The following is a 20,640-nucleotide window of genomic DNA, read 5'->3' on the forward strand; positions in this document are numbered from 1 at the left end:
TCTACTTTACTAAACTTTAGTTTTAAAACTCCTGAAACTGGTTACGCTTTTTCTTCTTTTTTTTCTTAATAGTAAAACCTGCATTTTTTATAAGCACTGTATCATAAACAGGTCTAGCCAAAACTAGCTCATTAATCTCTGGATCCTTACTAGAATATTTTACTCTAAAAAACTTGTTTACTATTTCCCAATCATCATCTAATCCTAATTGTATATCTCCATCTATTTTTTTTTTATCTACATAAAATTCATAAACAGCAAAGGTATCTGTATTTTGATGCTCTATGGCTACACATTCTGCTATTGCATAAACCGTATAAAATTTAAAATGGTAAAAACTTCGAGTGCTAGTATATACAATATAAGATATAATAAACGCCAAGATATACCTTAATGGAGTTTGAGAATTAAAAAAGCTTTCTATCTTACTTATTATTTTTTTCACTTTTTATTTCTTTTTTTGTCTTATTAGCTACTGTTGTTTTGGTCGAATTAATCCCAATACGCATAGTATGCTCCAAATATCCCCCCATACTTTTATTAAATTCCATAAGACCAAAGCTACCTATCTCTTTATTAATACCCCCGCCTAACATTCCAAAAGAAAAATCTACAGCAATATTTTTCGATTCAGAAAACCTCATCATATAATTATTCTTTTCTCTTGAATTAGCCACCGATCGCATAAAAACAGAACTAGCACTAAATTTAAACACACCAGATACTGCTGCCCTATACGGATCTACTTTTTTATAATCAAAACCGTTCCCTACATACTGCGCAGTAGCATCACCAAAAAAATGCCCCAAACCACTTCCTAAACTAGAGTTTAACGTAAGCCCCAAACTACGAGTAGATAATATACTTTTAATATAAGTACCAGAACTTCCAATTAATTCTGCCTCTGCAATAACCGCTGGCTTTGCATATACATACATAGCAGGTAAAAGCTCTACCCCTGCTATAATAGCCACTGGCAAACCTAAGGTTACGGTAAAAATAGTTTTCTCGTCTACCGTATCATAGGCATTCCAAATTTTTGCATTCTCTTCTTTACTAACTGTAACTTGTAACATTTTTGCAAATATAGCCGCAGAACTAGAAATACGTCTGCTTATTTCCGCATGGGTAATTGGCAATTCTCGTATGCGTTGTTCCCCATAAAAAGAAGGTGTACTACCGCCTATAGGAACATTTACAGTATCTACTATAAAATACCTGTTTTTAGCTAAACTGTTTCTTTGTCTGTAGATTTTATTTAAGGTATCGTCAAAATACCAATCGTTGGTTTTGGTTTTAATTTTTGTTATTTCTTGTTTTACAAACCGTTTTACAGTTCTTTCTAGCTCTGTTTTTACAGTTTGCTCTATTTGCAAATGAGAATTTCTGTTAACTCTTTGCTCTACTTGTTTTATTGTAGCATTTAATTGCCTCTTTAGCGTATGTAATCTTCTTTGCTTTGCAAATTTCTCCATAATATATACGATTCCTTTTTAATAGCATATTTATTACCCCCATAACACTTCATAGATTTACTCCGAGGTGTTTTCTAAATAGGTACAATTTTTATAGATTACAAAGTAAGAAAAAAATAGTATGATACAGATTTTTCTTATTTTAAAAATGAGTTATTAAACCTGTAAATGACGCATTTTATCTAAAATAAGTAAGAATTACAATATATTTATGATGTATTATTTTCTGTAGATTCTCCTATTACTATATTTATCCTACAAAAAGAATATTAACCATTAATACTATTACAAATGTCTTTTAAAGCTAAATTAATTATAGACAACAAAGAAATTACCATACTAGACTACTCACTAATAGTAGATCAAGACACTGATGTAACTGGAAAACCTTCTGCCAATGTCGTTGCTGGGCAAATATCTTTAAACTTAGAAATGAGTTTAAAAACACAAGAACTTTCTAGATGGGCATTATCTAACACCAACACTAAAGACGGTAAAATTGTATTTTATGCCGTAGATTATAGTGGTATTTTACGTAACATTATATTTAAAAAAGCTTTTTGTATACGATATGAAGAGCAATATCACCATGCAGGGGAAAATCCATACACATTAGACATTCTTATCAGTGCTAAAGATATTCATATAGATGATAATGTACATTCTAATAGCTGGCCAATGGCTAATTAACTAAGTACTATTACTGATTACTGTTCCCCCTCTTCTTGCTGTGGTTGCTGCTCTGGAACTTTAAACAAATCTATATAAGCATCACCAAGAGCCTCTATAATATCACTCGCCATTAAGGATTGATACCCAACTTGCTCTACAACCATATCTCCTGCCCTACCATGTAAATAAACACCAAATATTGCAGCTCCTAGAGAATCATAGCCTTGCGCTAGTAAACCTGTAATTACACCTGTTAATACATCTCCCGTTCCTGCTGTTGCCATTCCTGGATTACCCGTAGTATTTATATAGCCTTTTCCGTTAAATAAAATAATTGTATTTGCTCCTTTTATAACAAGCACGCAGGCATATTTTTTAGAAAATGCTTTAGCCTTTTTAAGCTTATCAAAATCTCCTTTCCACTTACCAATTAGCCTTTCCAATTCTTTAGGATGCGGCGTAAGAATAGAATTCTCTGGGAGTTTTTTTAATAATTCCTTATTCTCAGACAGCATATTTAAACCATCGGCATCTACTACCAAAGGCAACTTATTTTTATCTAAGAATTTAGAAAATGCATTTACAGTTTCTTTTTCTGTACCTAAACCAACTCCTACACCAATAGCATCTGGTGAAGTTTTAAAATCTATATCCGCAATATTTTCTTCCGAATTTGTTAAAACCATAGCTTCAGGAACCGCAGTTTGCATTGGAACATATCCACACTTTGGTATATACGCTGTTACTAATCCGCTTCCTATTTTTAAAGCTGCTTTTGTAGCTAAAATAGAGGCTCCTATTTTACCATAACTACCACCTACAAGTAAAGAATGACCATACGTTCCTTTGTGCGTAAACTTTTCTCTTGGTTTGTATATCGGAAGTACTTCATTCTTACCAATAATTTCATACTCGACCTCTGTTGTTGATAAATATTCTGAATCTAAACCAATATCTAAAACCTCCCATTGCCCTATATAAATTCCCGTATCTGGTAAAAAGAAAATAAGCTTTGGCGCTTGAAAACTTAGAACATAATTTGCTTTAACAACAGCTTTTTCGTTAGTAGGAATCTTATCTGTATACAAACCAGAAGGAATATCAACAGAGAGAACAAATGCCTCACTTTTATGTAAGTGTTCTATTAAATTAACAACCCAATCACTAGGCTCTCTATTTAAACCAATTCCAAAAATAGCATCTACAATAATGTCATCCCTATGAATTTCAGGAAACTCACAATCAGAATCCATAAAGTTTGGCCATATTTTACGATCTTTTAATCTATCTAGATTTATTAAAAAATCCTTAGACCTTTTCTCACTATAATTAACAACATAAACCTCTATATTATAACCATGCTCTTGTAAATGTCTAGCTAAAGCCATTCCATCCCCACCATTATTTCCTATCCCGCAAAACAAGTGAATCTTAACTGGTGCTCCCTGCATTCGCAAATGCATCCAATTAAAAATCTGGATTGCAGCCTGCTCCATAAGAGCATCACTAGTTATTTGTTGTTTTTCTATTGTAAATTTATCCGCAGCATAAATCTGCTCCGCAGCAAAAAGTTTCATACTATACAATTATTCAGTCAATTAGTGATAATTTCATAAAAATCACTAGAAACATTTGATTAACAACCCAAATGTACTACTTTTGAATCTCACAAAGAACCATGTACGACAAAATTACGGACATATTATTTTCTACTTTAACCAATGGTACAACTACAATTGGAACCACTACCCCATTGGGGTAAGCAACTACATATACGTCCATTTTTCGCGTTATTTTACGCAATTCACTCATATAGTACAAGTTAATTTCCATACATAATGAAAGTTTTAAAATTCGGAGGCACTTCTGTTGCCAACGCAAAAAATATAGGTTTAGTAAAAAACATTGTTAGCAATAGCAATAGCAATAACAAAAAAAATATAGTTGTTGTATCTGCCCTTGGAGGAGTTACAGATTTACTTATTAAAGCTGCCAATTTAGCTGCAAAACAAGACGCAACATACAAGCAAGTAATTACAGAAATAGAAGAAAGACACTTATCTACTGCTAAAGAACTTATTTCGGTAAAAAACCAAAGTTCCGTTCTAAGCAAAGTAAAAAGTGAACTTAACACATTAGAAACTTTATTAGAAGGCGCTTTTTTAATCGGAGAAATTACTGCAAAATTATCGGATAAAATAGTAAGCTTTGGAGAGCTACTTTCTTCCTTTATTATTAGTGAATATTTTAAACAAGAAGGTTTAGACGCTATTTACAAAGACAGTAGAGAACTTATAAAAACAAACGATTTAAACGGTAATGCTGTTGTAAACTTTAGCCTTACTTATAAAAATGCAAGCACCTTTTTCTCTAACACAAAACATGCTGTTGTAGTAACCCCTGGCTTTATAGCATCTTCTGAAAATGGAAATTCTACAACCTTAGGTCGTGGAGGGTCAGATTATACTGCCGCTATTTATGCAGCTGCTGTAAAAGCAAATATTCTAGAAATTTGGACAGATGTTAGCGGTATGTATACTGCAAACCCAAAATTAGTAAAACAAGCAAAGGCTATTCCTCATATATCTTATGAAGAAGCTATGGAACTTTCTCATTTTGGAGCCAAAGTATTATATCCTCCAACAATACAACCGGTACTTTCGGAAGGTATTTCTATTTGCATTAAGAATACTTTTGAACCAGAAAATGACGGTACATTAATTACAAAATCTAAGAACGAAAAAGGAAAAACGGTTCGCGGTATTAGTAGTGTAGAAAATATTGCTTTACTATCTTTAGAAGGCTCTGGAATGGTAGGAATACCAGGTATTTCTAAGCGTTTCTTTGAAGTATTATCGCAAGCAGAAATTAGTGTAGTTTTAATTACACAAGCTTCTTCAGAACATTCTATTTGTGTAGGCATCTCTGCAGAAGACATAGATAAAGCTGTAGAAATTGTAAACACAGCTTTTGAATATGAAATAGAACGCGGAAAAATTAACCCTGTAGTTCCTGAAAAAGATTTAGCAATTGTTGCGCTTGTAGGGGATAATATGAAAAGCCATCAAGGGTTAAGCGGTAAAATGTTTAGCACTTTAGGAAAAAACAATGTAAATATTAGAGCCATTGCGCAAGGTGCTTCGGAAAGAAACATATCAACAGTTATTAAAAAAGAAGACGTAAAGAAAGCGCTAAACACTTTACACGAGGAATTTTTTGAAGAAAACGTAAAACAACTTAACCTATTTGTAATGGGTGTTGGTAACGTTGGTGCAAAATTCTTAACTCAAGTTTCACAACAGAAGAAATACCTAAAAGAAAATTTAAAATTAAATATTAGAGTAATTGGAATTTCTAATTCCAGAACTATGCTATTTAATGAGAGTGGAATTGACCTTAGTAAATGGGAAGAATCTCTTGCGAAAGGAGAAAAAGCTAATAAGCAAAAGTTCTTTGAGAAAGTTAATTCTCTAAATTACAGAAACAGCATTTTTGTAGATAATACTGCTAGTGCAGAAGTTTCCGAAACGTATAACAAATATTTAGGAAACAGTATTTCCGTAGTTACTTGTAATAAAATTGCATGTTCTTCTAAATTTGATAATTACCAAGAATTAAAAAGATTAGCAAGAGAATATAATGCTCCTTTCTTGTTTGAAACTAATGTAGGTGCAGGTTTACCAATTATAGATACACTTAAGCATTTAATTGCTTCAGGAGATAAAATCTTAAAAATACAAGCGGTACTTTCTGGAAGTTTAAACTTTGTATTTAATTATTTTAATGATGAAACAACCTTCCATGATATTGTGAAACAAGCTCAGGAAGAGGGGTATACAGAGCCGGATCCAAAAATAGATTTAAGTGGGGTTGATGTAATGCGTAAGATATTAATCTTAGCAAGAGAAAGCGGAAACCAAATTGAGATTGAGGATATTGTTAACAATCCATTTTTACCTAAAGAAAGTTTAGACACAACAAATAACGAAGACTTTTTTGCTTCACTTATTAAGCATGAAGATTCTTTCCAAGCTATTTATAAGAAAGCGAAAGACGCGGATAGTAAACTTAAGTATGTTGCGCAATATGAAGATGGAAAAGCTAGTGTAGGTTTACAAGAAATACCAAAAGGTCATGATTTTTACAATCTAGAAGGAAGCGACAATATTGTTCTTTTCTATACAGAAAGATATCCTAACCAACCTATGATTATAAAAGGAGCTGGCGCTGGTGCAGATGTTACTGCGTCTGGTATTTTTGCAGATATTATTAGAATAGGAAACTTTTAAATATGGAAGAAATAAAAGTTTTTTGTCCTGCTACAATTGCAAATATTTCTTGCGGATTTGATGTTCTAGGAGTTGCTTTAGATTCTGTTGGAGATGAAATGATTGTTCGTAAAACCAAAGAAGCCGGAGTACGAATTACAAAACTGGAAGGGCAAGATTTACCATTAGAAACCAATAAAAATGTTGCAGGTGTTGCTGGCTTAGCTCTTTTAGAAAAAGCAGAATACACTGGTGGTTTTGAAATAGAAATCTACAAAAAAATTAAAGCTGGTAGCGGTATAGGAAGTAGCGCTGCAAGTTCTACTGGTGCAGTATGGGCTATGAACCACTTACTTGGAAATCCTTTTTCCCAAACCGAATTGGTAAAATTTGCAATGGAAGGAGAACGTTTGGCTAGTGGTGTTGCACATGCAGATAATGTTGCCCCTGCCCTATTTGGCGCTTTTACATTAGTTCGGAGTTATACGCCTTTAGATATTGTTCCTATAAAGAATCCGTCAGAGCTTTATGCAACTGTTATACACCCCCAGATTGAAGTAAAAACATCAGACTCTAGAAAAATTTTAAAAACTACTATTTCTCTAGAAAATGGCATAAAACAATGGGGTAATGTTGGTGGATTAATTGCTGGTTTATTTATGGAGGATTATGATTTAATAGGCCGTTCTCTAGAGGACCATATCATAGAACCTATTCGCTCTATCTTAATACCTGGTTTCGATTCTATTAAAGAAGAAACAATTAAAGCTGGTGCTTTAGGGTGCGGTATATCTGGTTCTGGACCTTCTATATTTACTTTTAGTAAAGGAGAAGAAACCGCGCAAAAAGTTGCCGAAGCAATGAAAAAAGTATACAAAAATATTGGTATTGATTTTGACATACATGTATCCAAAATTAATACCCAAGGGATAAAAATAATAAATTAAAAAATGAACTTTTATAGCCTAAATAAACAAGCTCCAAATGTATCTTTCAAAGACGCAGTTATTAAAGGTATTGCGCCAGATAAAGGATTATACTTTCCTGAGAGTATAACACCATTACCTGCTTCATTCTTTGAAAATATAGAATCCTTATCTAACACAGAAATTGCTTTTGAAGCTATAAAACAATTTGTTTCTTCAGAAATTCCTGAAGACAGATTAAAAGGAATATTAGATACCGTTTTAGATTTTGATTTCCCTGTAGTAGAATTAAATGAAGATACTGCAACTTTAGAATTGTTTCATGGCCCTACCATGGCTTTTAAAGATGTAGGAGCAAGATTTATGGCCAACTGTTTAGGTTACTTTTCTGAAGGAGAAGATAATGAAGTTACTGTTTTAGTTGCTACTTCTGGAGATACTGGAGGTGCTGTAGCTAATGGATTCTTAGGTGTTAAAGGTGTAAAAGTTGTAATATTATATCCTAGCGGAAAAGTAAGCGATATTCAAGAAAGACAATTAACCACTTTAGGGCAAAACATTTCTGCCTTAGAAGTAGATGGCACTTTTGATGATTGCCAAGCAATGGTTAAAAATGCTTTCTTAGATAGCGAGTTATTAGACAAAATGCAGTTAACCTCCGCAAACTCTATAAACGTTGCACGTTGGTTGCCTCAATTATTTTATTTCTTATTTGCTTACAAAGAAGCTAAATCCAAAGGAAAAGAAATTGTATTTTCTGTTCCTAGTGGGAACTTTGGTAATATTTGTGCCGGTTTAATGGCGCAACGTTTAGGCATGCCGGTAAAACAATTTGTTGCAGCTACTAATGTTAATGATACCGTTCCTGAGTTTATGAGAACACAAGAATATTCTCCTAAACCTTCTACAGCAACAATCTCTAATGCCATGGATGTTGGTGATCCTAGTAATTTTATTAGAATTCGTCATTTATTTAAAGACAATTTTCAAGATTTAGCTAAAAACCTTTCTTCTTATTCTTTTACAGATAAAGAGACAAGAAAAGCTATGGTAGCCATTTACAAAGATTCTGAATATACTGCGGATCCACATGGTGCTGTAGGTTATTTAGGTTTAAAGAAATATCAAAAAGAAAATCCTAATACTTATGGTATTTTCTTAGAGACTGCTCATCCTGTTAAGTTTTTAGATATTGTGGAAGAAACCATGGATGTTAAAATCCCTATCCCTTCGCAAATTTTGAAAGTCATGGATAAAGAAAAAGTTTCTCATAAAATAGCAACTTACAAAGAACTAAAAAGCTACTTATTACAATAGTATTTTTGTTATTACATTTTTATTAAAAAATTCAGTTGAAATAAGCGTATCCGTATATTTTCGATAAATTTGCGCGACTAAATTTATGAAATAATGAAAAATACTGCATTAACTGCTATTCACGAATCTCTAGGAGCTAAAATGGTTCCTTTTGCTGGATATAATATGCCCGTTTCTTATGAAGGGGTAAACATAGAACATGAAACCGTTCGCAAGGCTGTTGGCGTTTTTGATGTTTCACATATGGGCGAGTTTTTAATTTCTGGCCCAAATGCATTAGCCTTAATACAGAAAGTAACTTCTAATGATGCTTCCAAACTTTCTGTTGGAAAAGCACAATATAGCTGCTTGCCTAATGAAACTGGTGGTATTGTAGACGACTTAATTGTTTATCAAATAAAAGAGGAGCAATACTTACTTGTTGTTAATGCTTCTAATATTGATAAAGATTGGGACCATATTACTAAATACAACAAAGAATTTAATGCAGATATGCGCAATATCTCGGAAGGGTATTCTTTACTAGCTATACAAGGCCCAAAAGCGGTGGAAGCTATGCAAAGCTTAACCAGCATAGATTTATCTGAAATTAAATTTTATAATTTTAAAGTTGCAGATTTTGCAGGTATAGAGCATGTAATTATATCTGCCACAGGATATACTGGGTCTGGAGGATTTGAAATTTATTGTAAAAATGAAGAGGTAAAACAAGTTTGGGATAACGTTTTTGAAGCTGGTGCTACATTTGGCATTAAACCAATAGGATTAGCCGCAAGAGATACTTTACGTTTAGAAATGGGCTATTGTCTTTATGGTAATGATATTAACGACACTACTTCTCCTTTCGAAGCAGGCTTAGGCTGGATTACCAAATTCAATAAAGATTTTGTAAATAGCAAAGCTCTTTCGGAAGAAAAAAAACATGGATTAAAAAGAAAATTAGTTGCTTTTGAGTTAGATGAAAGAGGTATTCCTAGACATGATTATGATATCGTAGACGGACAAGGGAATAGTATTGGCATTGTAACTTCAGGGACTATGTCGCCTTCTTTAGGAAAAGGGATAGGCTTAGGCTATGTACCAAAAATATTCTCTGAAGTTGGCTCCAAAATAAACATACAAGTACGTAAAAAAGCAATTCCGGCAACGGTAATTAAACTTCCATTTTACAAAGGATAAATTATTGGAAGTAAAAAAAATTTTAATAATAGGCGGGAGTGGCTTTATAGGTAATGCTATTTATAAAGAGCTATACCCCTATTTTAATACCTACGGCACTTACAATTCAGCCAGAAGGTCTTTTGAAAAAAATCAACAATTTTTTAAATATAATATGGAAGAGGATGATATATACACCATCCTTGAAAATATAAAACCGCAAATAATTATTTCTGCCATTAGAGGTAATTTTGCATCGCAAATACAAGCGCATCATCATATAGTAGAATATGTTGAAGAGCATAACTGTAGACTCCTATTTATATCCTCTGCCAACGTTTTTGATGCGTATAGCAAATATCCATCCTATGAAAATGATAAAACGTTATCAGAAAGTATTTATGGCCGTTTAAAAATCAGGATTGAAAACATGCTCTTAAGACTGCCAAAAGAAAAAATGGCAATATTAAGAGTTCCTATGGTTTTTGGAAACACATCTACAAGAATAAAAGATTTTAAAACAGACATTCTAAATAATGTACCCATTGATGTTTTTCCTAACCTTATAATTAATGTTACTAATGATGATAAGCTAACACAACAAATTCATTATTTAATTAATAGAAATAAAAGTGGCATTTATCATTTAGGCTCTAAAGATTTAGTACACCATGAAGATTTCATAAAAGAAATCATAGAACGTATTGGTACTTTTAACCCCATTTATAAACGAAATTTTACAACTAATAACGAACGTTATTTAGCCGTTTTACCAAAATCTAACAAACTACCAAAGAACTTACAGTATACTTATCAAGAAATAATAGACCACCATATTATTACCTAACTTTATAAAAAATAAAAAAATGCAAAAACTAACCGACGCTCAAATAGAAGAGAATTTAAAAAAATTAGATGGCTGGGAATATATAAACGGAGCTATAGAAACTACTTTTGAATTTAAAGATTTTAAAGACGCCTTTTCTGTAATGACTAGAATAGCTTTTGAGTGCGAAAAGCAAAATCATCATCCAGATTGGACAAATGTGTACAACAAACTTAATATTCGCTTAAATACGCACGATGCTGATGGTATTACAGATAACGATATTAAACTTGCGCATACCATAGAAGAAATAATTACTAGTGAATAAACCTGTAGCCTCTTGTACTTGCTACAGCAATAAAATTTATTAAATTTGTAATTATACCTTAAAAAAAATATAACCATGGGAAGAGCTTTTGAGTTTAGAAAAGCACGTAAAATGAAAAGATGGTCTGCTATGTCCAAAGCTTTTACACGTATTGGTAAAGACATTGTAATGGCTGTAAAAGAAGGAGGGCCAGACCCAGACTCAAACGCAAAACTAAGAGCAGTTATACAGAATGCGAAATCTGTAAATATGCCTAAGGATAATGTAGAACGCGCTATAAAAAGAGCAAGTGATAAAAGTCTTGGTGATTTTAAGGTGGTTTTGTTTGAAGGATATGCTCCACATGGAATTGCAATTTTAGTAGAAACTGCAACGGATAACAATACCAGAACAGTAGCCAATGTTCGTAGTTATTTTAACAAGTGTAATGGCAACATGGGAACTTCTGGTTCTGTAGAATTTATGTTTGACCATACTTGTAATTTTAGAATCCCTGCAGAAGGTATAGACCCTGAAGAATTAGAACTAGAATTAATAGATTTTGGCGCAGAAGAAGTTTTTGTAGATGATGACGGAATTCTAATTTATGCTCCTTTTGAAAGTTTTGGTTCTATCCAAAAAGAATTAGAATCTAGAGAAATTGAAATTTTGTCCTCTGGTTTTGAACGTATACCACAAGTAACTAAAAAACTTACGGAGGAACAAGCCGCAGATGTTGAAAAGCTATTAGAAAAAATAGAAGAAGATGATGATGTACAGAATGTATATCATACCATGGAAGAATAAACTACCAATTAAAAAACAACGAAACATTAACTCGCGATATTAGAGTAAAAACGAGTTTACTGTTAACTCTTCATAAATTATACGACTTAATCCTAAATTAATATTATGGTTAAGTCGTTTTTTTTATCTGCAATTCTATTTTTTGCTATTACTTTTAAGGCCTATTCTCAGGATATGAGTCCAGAAAAGTTAGAAGAAATAATTACTAAAATTGCAGATACCACCAACTTAAAAGGTAACTCTATACAGTTTATATACAACCGTACTATGCTCGTATGTGTTTACGATGAAAACGCCAACCGAATGCGAATTATTTCTCCTATTATAGAATATAAAAAATTAGAAGAAGAACAAATACTAAACTCCTTAGTAGCCAATTTTCATTCTGCTTTAGACGTAAAATACGCCCTTAGTGATGAAATAATTTGGTCCGTTTTTATTCACCCATTAAAAGAACTCACAGCGCATCAAGTAGAAGATGCAATAAAACAAGTATACAATGCCAATATTACTTTTGGCTCTACCTATTCTAGCACTAATCTAGTTTTTCCTGGCAACACTAAAAAAGAAGAGAAAACACCAGAAAAAAAATTAATTGAACAGTTTTAATAGCTATATTTCTCTACCACCCCCTTAACTCCTTTAAAAAACAATTCATAAGATTTAAAATCTTCTTCTTTATTTCCTGTTGGTGTATATGGTTTAGATATTTTTACTTGTTTTTTTCCAAAATCAAAAGCAACTAATACTATTGGAACTTTTGCTTCTATTGCTATATAGTAAAATCCTGTTTTCCATTCTGTTACTTTTTTTCGTGTACCTTCCGGAGCTAAGGTTAATCTAAACTTTTTTCTAGTTTTAAATACCGCAGCAGTGGCACTAACCATATTATTATTCTTACTCCTATCTACCGGAGCACCACCTGTCCATCTAAAAAACCATCCAAAAGGTGGCTTAAATAAGGCTTTCTTACCTACATAATTAATCTCTTCATTCCATACTTTTCGAATAAGGAGTCCAAGAAAGAAATCTACCCAACTGGTATGTGGCACCACAGCAATAACACACTTTTTCACCTGAGGAAAATCTCCAACAGTTTTCCACCCTAAAAGTTTAAAGTAAATGAATTTTGCAATTTTGTGCATCAAAAAAAATTAGAATTATTTTGTCTTAATAAACCTAAAGACTGCTATACCTTTTTATAAATAGACCTAAGTTTGCTTTCCGTAATTGTGTCTTGCCAGTTTGCACCCAAAGCATTTTCCCATAAAGGTGTCATTGCCATAGCTACCTCTATCATGGTATTAAATTGGTCATCCGACAAATCTTTACAAATTCCTTTTGGTAAAACAATATTATGCTTATTCATCATTTTAGAAAATAAAGCAACACCTTCTGGGTAAAATTCTTCTAAGTATTGAAAAACAAGACAATTACCAATACCGTGTTTAACACCCAACACATGAGACAAACCATAACTAATTGCATGTGCAACCCCTACTTGCGAGTAGGCAATACTCATACCTCCATGCCAAGAAGCCATCATTAATTTATCTCTTGAACTAGCTTCGTCTAATTCCTCCAGAAAAACCTCTTTACATAAATCTAATGCTTTTTCGCCATAAGATTGGCTAAAAGCATTTAAATATGTACCATTTAAAGACTCTATACAATGAATAAAACAATCCATACCTGTATAAAACCATTGGTTTTTTTCTACGTTTATGGTTAAATCTGGATCTAAGACAACTTGGTCAAAAGGTGTATAGTCGGAATTAATTCCTAATTTTTTTTTGGGACCAGAAAGTACTGCTGTTCTAGAAACTTCTGCCCCTGTTCCACTAAGTGTTGGTACACCTACGTGGTATATTGCGGGGTTTTTAACTAAATCCCAACCTTGATATTCTTCCGATTTTCCATTATTAGTAAGCATAATAGACACCGCTTTTGCTAAATCTAAAATAGAGCCTCCACCAATACCAACAATTGCCGCTGGCAATTCTGAATAATTAGTCTTTAGCAAAGAAACTAATGCATCTACCTGCTCTGTCTTAGGTTCTTCTTCGGTAGAAACATAGATTATTTGGTCACTAAATAAAACTGGAATTTGTTTAGACAATTCTTGATTTTCAAAAATTGCATCTATCAAATAAATAACTGGAGTTTCTGAACTTTTACGTTTTGATAATAGTATTTCTCCTAGTTGTTTAAAACTACCTGCACCAAAGATTACTCTTGGAACCATTGGAAAATTTTTAAACTTCATATACTGCTATTTATTTTGATTTAAAGCTTCCTGAAATTTTTCATAAAAAAGACCTACGTGATAGCCATCTATCAAAGCATGATTTACACTTACAGATACTTGCATACTTAATTTTTCTTTGTTCGCTTCTATTTTAGCGAAAGCTAATTTAGGAACAGATTCTTTACCTCCGTTAACAGGCTCTTTATGCCCTGTAAAATTTACCCATGGCAAAGCGGAACAGTAAATACAATCTTGAGAATTTTGAGGAGGAAAAAGTGAATTTGAATTATATATTCTTTCTTTTTCCTTTTTTAGATTTTTTTCAAAAACTTTTACATCTTCATCATAATTTATAAATGAAAATCCGAATGTTTTATTGGGCCTCATCATGGTTGCAGACGCATGTATTGTATTATACACTACCACCTTATCTTCTTCAATTCTATACTTAAAATTTTCAACCTGATTTATTGCCGTCATGCATGCATGTAAATACACTGAAAAAAAGTTAAGTCTATTTTTTTTAGCATAGGCATAAGAACTAGTTACATCTACAGCTGCAGTCACAGCAAAATATGGGTCTGCAAAGGTGTTAAAAAACTCGAAATGCTGCTTCCTTTCCCAAGCATCAATATCTAGATAATGCATTACAAATAGTTTAAAATATCTTTTATTGAATTTAATTTAAGATAATCTCCATTATCCTCTCCTTCTTTAACAGTTTCATGTTCCCAAGTGGTATGAAAAGGAACGTGAACCGCTTTTGCTCCAATATTTACTAACGGCAAAACATCCGATTTTAAAGAGTTTCCAATCATTAAAAACTCAGACACATCTATTTCTAAATGCTCTAATAAATTTTGATAATTCTTTTCTTTTTTATCACTTAACACCTCTACATGATGAAAGTACTTTTCTAAACCAGAACGTTCTACTTTTCTCTCTTGGTCTAACAAATCACCTTTTGTTAAAACAATTAGCCTATACTTACTTTGTAAAGTTTCTAGTACCTCTTCTATACCATCTAACAACTCTACTGGTTGCGTTATCATTCTTTTTCCTATATCTAGAATTTGATTAATAACTTTTTGAGGTATATTATTGTTGGATAAATCCATAGCAGATTCTACCATAGACAATGTAAAACCTTTTATACCATAACCGTATAAATGAAGGTTTTTAATTTCCATTTTAAACAATTCTTGGTCTATTTTATTTTTGGTTTCATAGCCATCTAACAGACTTGCAAATTCTTCTTCAGCTTGCCTAAAATAGGTTTCATTTACCCAAAGTGTATCATCTGCATCAAAACCAATAACTTTTATATTACTGTAATCTACTTCCATTCTGCTCTTGCTCTTTTTAAATCTTCAGGAGTATCTATTTCTATTCCGCTTACAGATGTTTCAACCATTTTTATTGTTTTCCCATATTCTAAATAACGAATAGCTTCTATTTTCTCAACAGCCTCTAACATTAACATAGGTAAGCGTTGAAAATCCATTAAAGCACTTTTTCTAAAAGCATAAATTCCTTTATGCTTATAGTAAACGCTATCTACATTTGTATCTCTAGGGTAAGGAATAGGAGAGCGAGAAAAATACAATGCAAAATTTTCTTTATTTACTATTACCTTTACTGTATTTGGATTACTTATTTCTTCTAAATCAGTAATTTTAACCATTAAAGATGCTAAATCTATCTCTTTATCAGGGTCGTTTTTAAAAACTTCTAAAACAGCAGCTAAACTTTCTCTATCTGTAAAAGGCTCGTCGCCTTGTACATTAACAATAATATCTACCTCTAAATTTTCTACAGCTTCTGCTATACGATCACTTCCACAATCATGTTCTTTAATGCTTTTTATAACATTACCGCCAGCTTTTTCTATGGTTTCATAGATAACGTCACTATCTGTTACCACATAAACCTCATCAAATAAGTTTGTGTGTACTGCAGCTTCATAAGTTCTAAGTATTACTGGTTTTCCAGCAAGGTCTTGCATTAATTTTGCAGGGAATCTAGAAGCGGCATAACGAGCCGGAATCATTGCTATTACTTTCACGCTATTGCTTATTATATTAATTACTTTTTGGTCTTAATTTTCTATAAATTGAAAATATTATTACCAAAATTATTATTACTAAAACTGCTGCTAGTATTGGAGCAAAAATGGAAGCCGCAGTAACTGCTACAGCTGTTCCTGTTTCTATTGTTGCTACAACAGGATTAGCCAACCCTCCTGTAGTTGCAGTAGAAGCCAAACGAGTTGTTGCCCCTGCACCTTTTATTGCTGTTGCCGTACCACCTCCTGCAATTATTGCTAAAGACCATGTTACTACAGGGTCTAAATTAGCTACGGTAGACACCATAACTGCTGTACCAGCAATAGCTGCCAAAGGTACTGCAAAACTATCTAAAAGATTATCTATCCAAGGAATAAAATAAGCAAACAGTTCTACTAAGGTTGCTACTCCTAGTGTAACAACAGCAGCTAAACTACCAATCCATTCCCAGCTATTATTTAGTTCCCAAATATTAAAGTACGAAGCTAAACTTAAAGCAAACAAAGGTAAGAATACTCTAAATCCTACAGATGCTGCTAAACCTACTCCAAGAAATACACTTAAAATTGTTTCTGTTGTCATTTTTTATTTTCTTAATTTTCAAAAAAATCGTTCTTAAAACCAATTAAATATAATTGTTTTTTTGCTCTAGTTACTGCGGTATATAACCACCTTAAATACTCTCTATCTATTCCGTTTGGCATATATGGCTGTTCTACAAAAACAGTATTCCATTGCCCTCCTTGAGATTTATGACAAGTTATAGCATAAGAAAACTTTACCTGTAAAGCATTAAAAAACTTATTATTCTTAACGGCTAAAAATTTCTTATACTTTGAAGATTCTTGCTCATAATCTTTCATTACTTCTTGGTACAGTTTGTTCCCATCTTCATAAGACAGTGAAGGAGACTCTGCACTAATAGTGTCTAGTAACAATACTGTCTCAAAAGGTTTTTGGTTAGGATAATCTACCATAGTTACTTTTACCTCTGCAAATTTGAAGCCATAAATTTCTTTAAACCTAAAAATCTCTAGAACCTCAATAATATCACCATTAGCAATAAAACCAGCTTCAGATTCTGGCTTTAACCAAAAGTAGTTATTCTTAACCACCATCATATAATCGCCAACCGCAAGTTCATTTTCTAAGAATAAAATTCTACTTCTTATATTTTCATTATAAAGATTTGCTCTTTTATTAGACCTTACTATAAATGCAGTTTCTTCTTTTCCATTTTCAGAGTAAGAGGTATCTATAGCTTCCTGAATTTCATAACCATCTTGTAACCTTACTATATCTTTAAATGGCTCAACATTAAATTTAAATGTATCGTAAAAAGAACCTTGCAACTCTTCCCTAAGTAATGTAGCATTAACTAATATACCGGAATCTTCTGCCTGCCTTACTACCTCATCTAGCTCTAACTTAACAACATCTTTATTATAGTTTAAAGCAAGTTTATCTTCATCTAAAGCAGGACTTAAACTTAAATGTACTGGTGGTAACTGCGCTGTGTCTCCTATTAATATAAGTTTACAATTATTACCAGAATACACAAATTGTATTAAATCATCTAACAAAGAACCGTTTTCAAATAATTTAGAATCTGCTGGCCTATCTGGTATCATAGAGGCTTCATCTACAATAAATATTGTATTCCTATGTTTATTAGGTGCCATAACAAACTGCACGCCTCCTCCACTTTGCTTTTTAGGAAAATAGATTTTCCTGTGTATGGTAAAAGCTTTTGTATTAGAATAGTTAGACATGACCTTAGCAGCTCTACCAGTAGGAGCCATCAGAACAGCTTTACTACCTACTTGCCACAAACAACTTACCATAGTTCCTATTAAAGTTGTTTTACCAGTTCCTGCAAAACCTTTTAACAAAAAGACTTGTTCTTTTTCCTTAGATAATATATAAGTAGCTAGTTTTTGTAGAGCTACAATTTGTTTTAATGTAGGTTCATGTGGAAACTTAGATTTTAGTAAGTTAAAAAAGGATGCATCAGTAATAGATTTCATATAACATCAAATATAATCAGGATTTTTTCTAGAAAACCTTTTACGATTAAAAAAAAATTGTAGATTTGTGAGAACCACTAAATATAATTAACACATATAAAATGAAGACCATAATACAAATTGTACTTTGGATTGCGTGCATCGGTTTAGGATATGCTATTTACCAATCAGTTAACGGACCAATCGAATTTAAAAAAGTAAAACAAGAACGTTTTGCAAAAGTTGTTGCTAAATTAAAAGACATTAAAAATTCACAAGAAGCCTATAAAACTGTAACTGGAAAGTACGCAAATGACTTTAAAGGTCTTATTGATTTTGTAGAAAGAGGAAAATATACAATAACACAACAAAGAGATTCTTCTTTCATGCAGTTTGATGAAACTTATCAAATTGATGTACTAAAAGAAGTGAAAATTATTGATACTCTAGGATTTGTATCTGTAAAAGATTCTTTATTCAAGAAGGATGACCGTTACAAAACTATGATGAATGTTCCTGGTGCTCCAAATGGTGAAAAATTTACTATGAAATCTTCTGTTATAGAAAAGAGTGGCTACAAAGCTCCTGTTTTTGAAGCAAAAGTTGAAAAAAGCGTCGTATTATATGACCAACCTAAAACGCTTTTAGAACGTGAAAATGCTCACGCAAGTGTTGAAGAAGTTAATGGTAGTACAATTAAAGTTGGTTCTCTAGACGAAGTTAGCACAAGTGGTAACTGGCCTCCTATTTATGACAAAAAGAACGAATAATATTACTAACATCGTAGATAACGATTATAAAAAATTGTCCATTCAAATTAGTTTGAATGGACTTTCTTTTTGTATTGTAGATACAATTAGCAATAAAATCATTGCCTCTAAAAGTTTATTTTTTAAAGAAGAAGTAAACCCTTACGATTTAGTAAAAGAACTAAAACCTGTTTTAGAAGAAAATAACATAACCATCCAAAAATTTTCTGAGGTTATAGTTATACATAAAAACCTATTATATAGTTTGGTTCCTAAGGCATTATTTAATCCTAACGAACTAGAAAGCTACATAAACTTTAATTCTAAAATTCTTGCCACAGATCTTTTAGCTTATGATGAAATAGAAAATCATGATATGATAACTGTTTATGTTCCTTTTGTTAACATTAACAATTACATATATGACCTTTTTGGAGAATTTACTTATAAGCATAATAGTTCTGTAATGATACAAACGCTTTTAGGACTCTCTAACATCTCTAAAGGAACTATTTGCTATATTCATGTTTCTGAAAAACATATGGATATAACTATCCTTAAAAACAAAAAAATAATACTACATAACTCTTTTAACTTTAACTCTAAAGAAGATTTTATATACTATATTCTTTTTACTTTAGAACAATTAAATTTAGCCCCTGAAACAATACCATTAAAACTTTTTGGCGCTATAGAAGAAGGGGATAATTTATATGATATAAGCTATAAATACATAAAGAATATAACCATTTTTATCCCAAAAAATACGTATCATCCAATAGCTGAATCTAATTCTGATACTATCGATTTTACAGTTTTAAATGCTTTATAATGCGAATAATTTCTGGAAAACACAAAGGAAGATATTTACAAGCTCCTAAAAAATTACCCGTAAGGCCAACTACAGACATGGCTAAAGAAGCACTATTTAATATACTAAATAACTTATATTATTTAGAAGACTTAGTGGTATTAGATTTATTTTCTGGAACTGGCAACATTAGTTTTGAATTTGCATCTAGAGGAACCACACAATTAACAGCAGTAGATACTAATTACAGTTGTGTACAATACATTGATAAAATTTCAAAAGAATTAGAGTTTACTATAGATACAATAAAGACTGATGTTTTTCAATATTTAGAAAAAGCTGCCAAAAAAAGCACTGTTATTTTTGCAGATCCTCCCTATGATTTATCTATTGAAGATTTTTCTAAAATTCCAGAATTGGTTTTTAAAAACAATTTATTATTAGATAATGGAGTATTAATTGTAGAACATTCTAAACATACTGATTTATCTAATTTAGAGCATTTTACAAACCAAAGAAAATACGGGGGAAGCGTATTTAGTTTTTTTGAACAAAATCCGGATTAAATAATACACCCTTTGCTATGAAAAACATCATTATAAAATAAAAACTGTTTGGACTGGAAATGAAGGCACAGGAACAAAAAACTACAAGACGCACAACAGGAATCATTCTATAAGCTGGGAAGGAAAATACACAGAAATAATTGGCTCTTCTGACCCTTCTTTTTTAGGAGATAAAACAAAACTCAACCCTGAATACTTTTTGTTATCTTCAATTTCATCTTGTCATACCCTTTGGCATTTACACTTATGCGCTACCAATAACATTATTATAATCTCTTATAAAGATAATGTAACTGGTTACATGGAAGAAAGCCCCAATGGCGGCGTAAAGAAAATTCACTAGAGCAACATTAAACCCTGTAATTACCATAACAAATAGCTCTGACAAAGACAAAGCTATTAATTTACATGAAAAAGCTAATGAAATGCGTTAACTAA

22 protein-coding genes are annotated in these 20,640 nt (G+C 32.0%); 12 read left to right on the forward strand and 10 right to left on the reverse strand.

Features of this window, described 5'->3' with window-relative positions; genetic code table 11:
* Positions 1-22 precede the first annotated feature (22 nt).
* Complete coding sequence (locus Q0945_RS12200) at positions 23-445, reverse strand: hypothetical protein (protein ID WP_299434919.1); 423 nt, start codon at positions 443-445, stop codon at positions 23-25.
* Positions 426-1,475 (reverse strand): hypothetical protein, encoded by a 1,050-nt coding sequence (locus tag Q0945_RS12205; RefSeq protein WP_299434921.1) that lies wholly within the window; start codon positions 1,473-1,475, stop codon positions 426-428. The genes Q0945_RS12200 and Q0945_RS12205 overlap by 20 nt, the downstream gene beginning before the upstream one ends.
* 291 nt (positions 1,476-1,766) lie before the next feature.
* Between Q0945_RS12205 and tssD the strand changes: the two genes are divergently transcribed.
* Positions 1,767-2,165: a type VI secretion system tube protein TssD gene (gene tssD / locus Q0945_RS12210; protein WP_299434923.1), complete on the forward strand. Its 399-nt coding sequence runs from the start codon at positions 1,767-1,769 to the stop codon at positions 2,163-2,165.
* 17 nt (positions 2,166-2,182) lie between these two features.
* On the opposite strand, the gene Q0945_RS12215 is transcribed toward tssD, so the two are convergent.
* Entirely contained in the window at positions 2,183-3,724 is a 1,542-nt protein-coding gene (locus Q0945_RS12215) for an NAD(P)H-hydrate dehydratase (protein ID WP_299434925.1), read from the reverse strand.
* Positions 3,725-3,985: 261 nt separating this feature from the next.
* Here Q0945_RS12215 and thrA point away from each other — a divergent pair, with 261 nt between their 5' ends.
* The 8 genes from thrA to Q0945_RS12255 all read left to right on the forward strand — a co-directional run bounded on the left by thrA (position 3,986) and on the right by Q0945_RS12255 (position 12,365).
* The gene (gene thrA / locus Q0945_RS12220) at positions 3,986-6,436 is read left to right on the forward strand and encodes a bifunctional aspartate kinase/homoserine dehydrogenase I (protein WP_299434927.1); all 2,451 of its coding nucleotides are present in this window, start codon (positions 3,986-3,988) and stop codon (positions 6,434-6,436) included.
* Positions 6,437-6,438: 2 nt separating this feature from the next.
* On the forward strand, positions 6,439-7,362 hold the full coding sequence (locus Q0945_RS12225) for a homoserine kinase (RefSeq protein WP_299434929.1): 924 nt from the start codon (positions 6,439-6,441) through the stop codon (positions 7,360-7,362).
* Positions 7,363-7,365: 3 nt separating this feature from the next.
* Positions 7,366-8,658, forward strand: a complete 1,293-nt coding sequence (gene thrC, locus Q0945_RS12230) for a threonine synthase (RefSeq protein WP_299434931.1) — start codon at positions 7,366-7,368, stop codon at positions 8,656-8,658.
* A gap of 93 nt (positions 8,659-8,751) precedes the next feature.
* Positions 8,752-9,837 (forward strand): glycine cleavage system aminomethyltransferase GcvT, encoded by a 1,086-nt coding sequence (gcvT, locus tag Q0945_RS12235; protein ID WP_299434933.1) that lies wholly within the window; start codon positions 8,752-8,754, stop codon positions 9,835-9,837.
* 4 nt (positions 9,838-9,841) lie between these two features.
* Positions 9,842-10,663 carry a sugar nucleotide-binding protein gene (locus tag Q0945_RS12240; protein WP_299434935.1) on the forward strand — a complete coding sequence of 274 codons (822 nt, stop codon included), beginning with the start codon at positions 9,842-9,844 and terminating at the stop codon, positions 10,661-10,663.
* Positions 10,664-10,682: 19 nt separating this feature from the next.
* Entirely contained in the window at positions 10,683-10,970 is a 288-nt protein-coding gene (locus tag Q0945_RS12245) for a 4a-hydroxytetrahydrobiopterin dehydratase (protein WP_299434937.1), read from the forward strand.
* Between the two features lie 75 nt (positions 10,971-11,045).
* Entirely contained in the window at positions 11,046-11,756 is a 711-nt protein-coding gene (locus Q0945_RS12250) for a YebC/PmpR family DNA-binding transcriptional regulator (RefSeq protein ID WP_298477157.1), read from the forward strand.
* Between the two features lie 105 nt (positions 11,757-11,861).
* On the forward strand, positions 11,862-12,365 hold the full coding sequence (locus Q0945_RS12255; protein ID WP_299434939.1) for a hypothetical protein: 504 nt from the start codon (positions 11,862-11,864) through the stop codon (positions 12,363-12,365).
* Here Q0945_RS12255 and Q0945_RS12260 read toward each other — a convergent pair.
* Genes Q0945_RS12260 through Q0945_RS12290 form a run of 7 tightly spaced genes read right to left on the reverse strand, consistent with a single transcriptional unit; the run spans position 12,362 to position 18,097 of the window.
* Positions 12,362-12,901, reverse strand: a complete 540-nt coding sequence (locus Q0945_RS12260; protein WP_299434941.1) for a 1-acyl-sn-glycerol-3-phosphate acyltransferase — start codon at positions 12,899-12,901, stop codon at positions 12,362-12,364. The two genes, Q0945_RS12255 and Q0945_RS12260, sit on opposite strands and share 4 nt — an antisense overlap.
* A 44-nt stretch (positions 12,902-12,945) precedes the next feature.
* Positions 12,946-14,022: an iron-containing alcohol dehydrogenase family protein gene (locus Q0945_RS12265; protein ID WP_299434943.1), complete on the reverse strand. Its 1,077-nt coding sequence runs from the start codon at positions 14,020-14,022 to the stop codon at positions 12,946-12,948.
* Positions 14,023-14,028: 6 nt separating this feature from the next.
* Positions 14,029-14,652, reverse strand: coding sequence for a CatA-like O-acetyltransferase (locus Q0945_RS12270; RefSeq protein ID WP_299434945.1), 624 nt, complete (start codon positions 14,650-14,652; stop codon positions 14,029-14,031).
* Positions 14,652-15,350, reverse strand: a complete 699-nt coding sequence (locus tag Q0945_RS12275) for an HAD family hydrolase (protein WP_299434947.1) — start codon at positions 15,348-15,350, stop codon at positions 14,652-14,654. The genes Q0945_RS12270 and Q0945_RS12275 overlap by 1 nt, the downstream gene beginning before the upstream one ends.
* The gene (gene kdsB, locus Q0945_RS12280) at positions 15,341-16,054 is read right to left on the reverse strand and encodes a 3-deoxy-manno-octulosonate cytidylyltransferase (protein WP_299435005.1); all 714 of its coding nucleotides are present in this window, start codon (positions 16,052-16,054) and stop codon (positions 15,341-15,343) included. The genes Q0945_RS12275 and kdsB overlap by 10 nt, the downstream gene beginning before the upstream one ends.
* A 31-nt stretch (positions 16,055-16,085) precedes the next feature.
* Positions 16,086-16,652: a DUF4126 domain-containing protein gene (locus tag Q0945_RS12285; RefSeq protein WP_299434949.1), complete on the reverse strand. Its 567-nt coding sequence runs from the start codon at positions 16,650-16,652 to the stop codon at positions 16,086-16,088.
* Between the two features lie 11 nt (positions 16,653-16,663).
* Positions 16,664-18,097 (reverse strand): AAA family ATPase, encoded by a 1,434-nt coding sequence (locus Q0945_RS12290; RefSeq protein WP_299434951.1) that lies wholly within the window; start codon positions 18,095-18,097, stop codon positions 16,664-16,666.
* A gap of 101 nt (positions 18,098-18,198) precedes the next feature.
* Between Q0945_RS12290 and Q0945_RS12295 the strand changes: the two genes are divergently transcribed.
* From Q0945_RS12295 to Q0945_RS12305, 3 genes are read left to right on the forward strand one after another with little or no spacing between them, the layout of a single operon-like run.
* Positions 18,199-18,846, forward strand: a complete 648-nt coding sequence (locus Q0945_RS12295) for a hypothetical protein (protein ID WP_299434953.1) — start codon at positions 18,199-18,201, stop codon at positions 18,844-18,846.
* Positions 18,827-19,657 carry a DUF3822 family protein gene (locus tag Q0945_RS12300; protein ID WP_299434955.1) on the forward strand — a complete coding sequence of 277 codons (831 nt, stop codon included), beginning with the start codon at positions 18,827-18,829 and terminating at the stop codon, positions 19,655-19,657. Before Q0945_RS12295 ends, Q0945_RS12300 begins: the two co-directional genes overlap by 20 nt.
* Positions 19,657-20,202: an RsmD family RNA methyltransferase gene (locus Q0945_RS12305; protein WP_299434957.1), complete on the forward strand. Its 546-nt coding sequence runs from the start codon at positions 19,657-19,659 to the stop codon at positions 20,200-20,202. Before Q0945_RS12300 ends, Q0945_RS12305 begins: the two co-directional genes overlap by 1 nt.
* Positions 20,203-20,640 lie beyond the last annotated feature (438 nt).

Origin of the sequence: uncultured Maribacter sp. (assembly GCF_947500405.1) — a bacterium.
In the GTDB taxonomy this organism is placed as follows: domain Bacteria; phylum Bacteroidota; class Bacteroidia; order Flavobacteriales; family Flavobacteriaceae; genus Maribacter_B.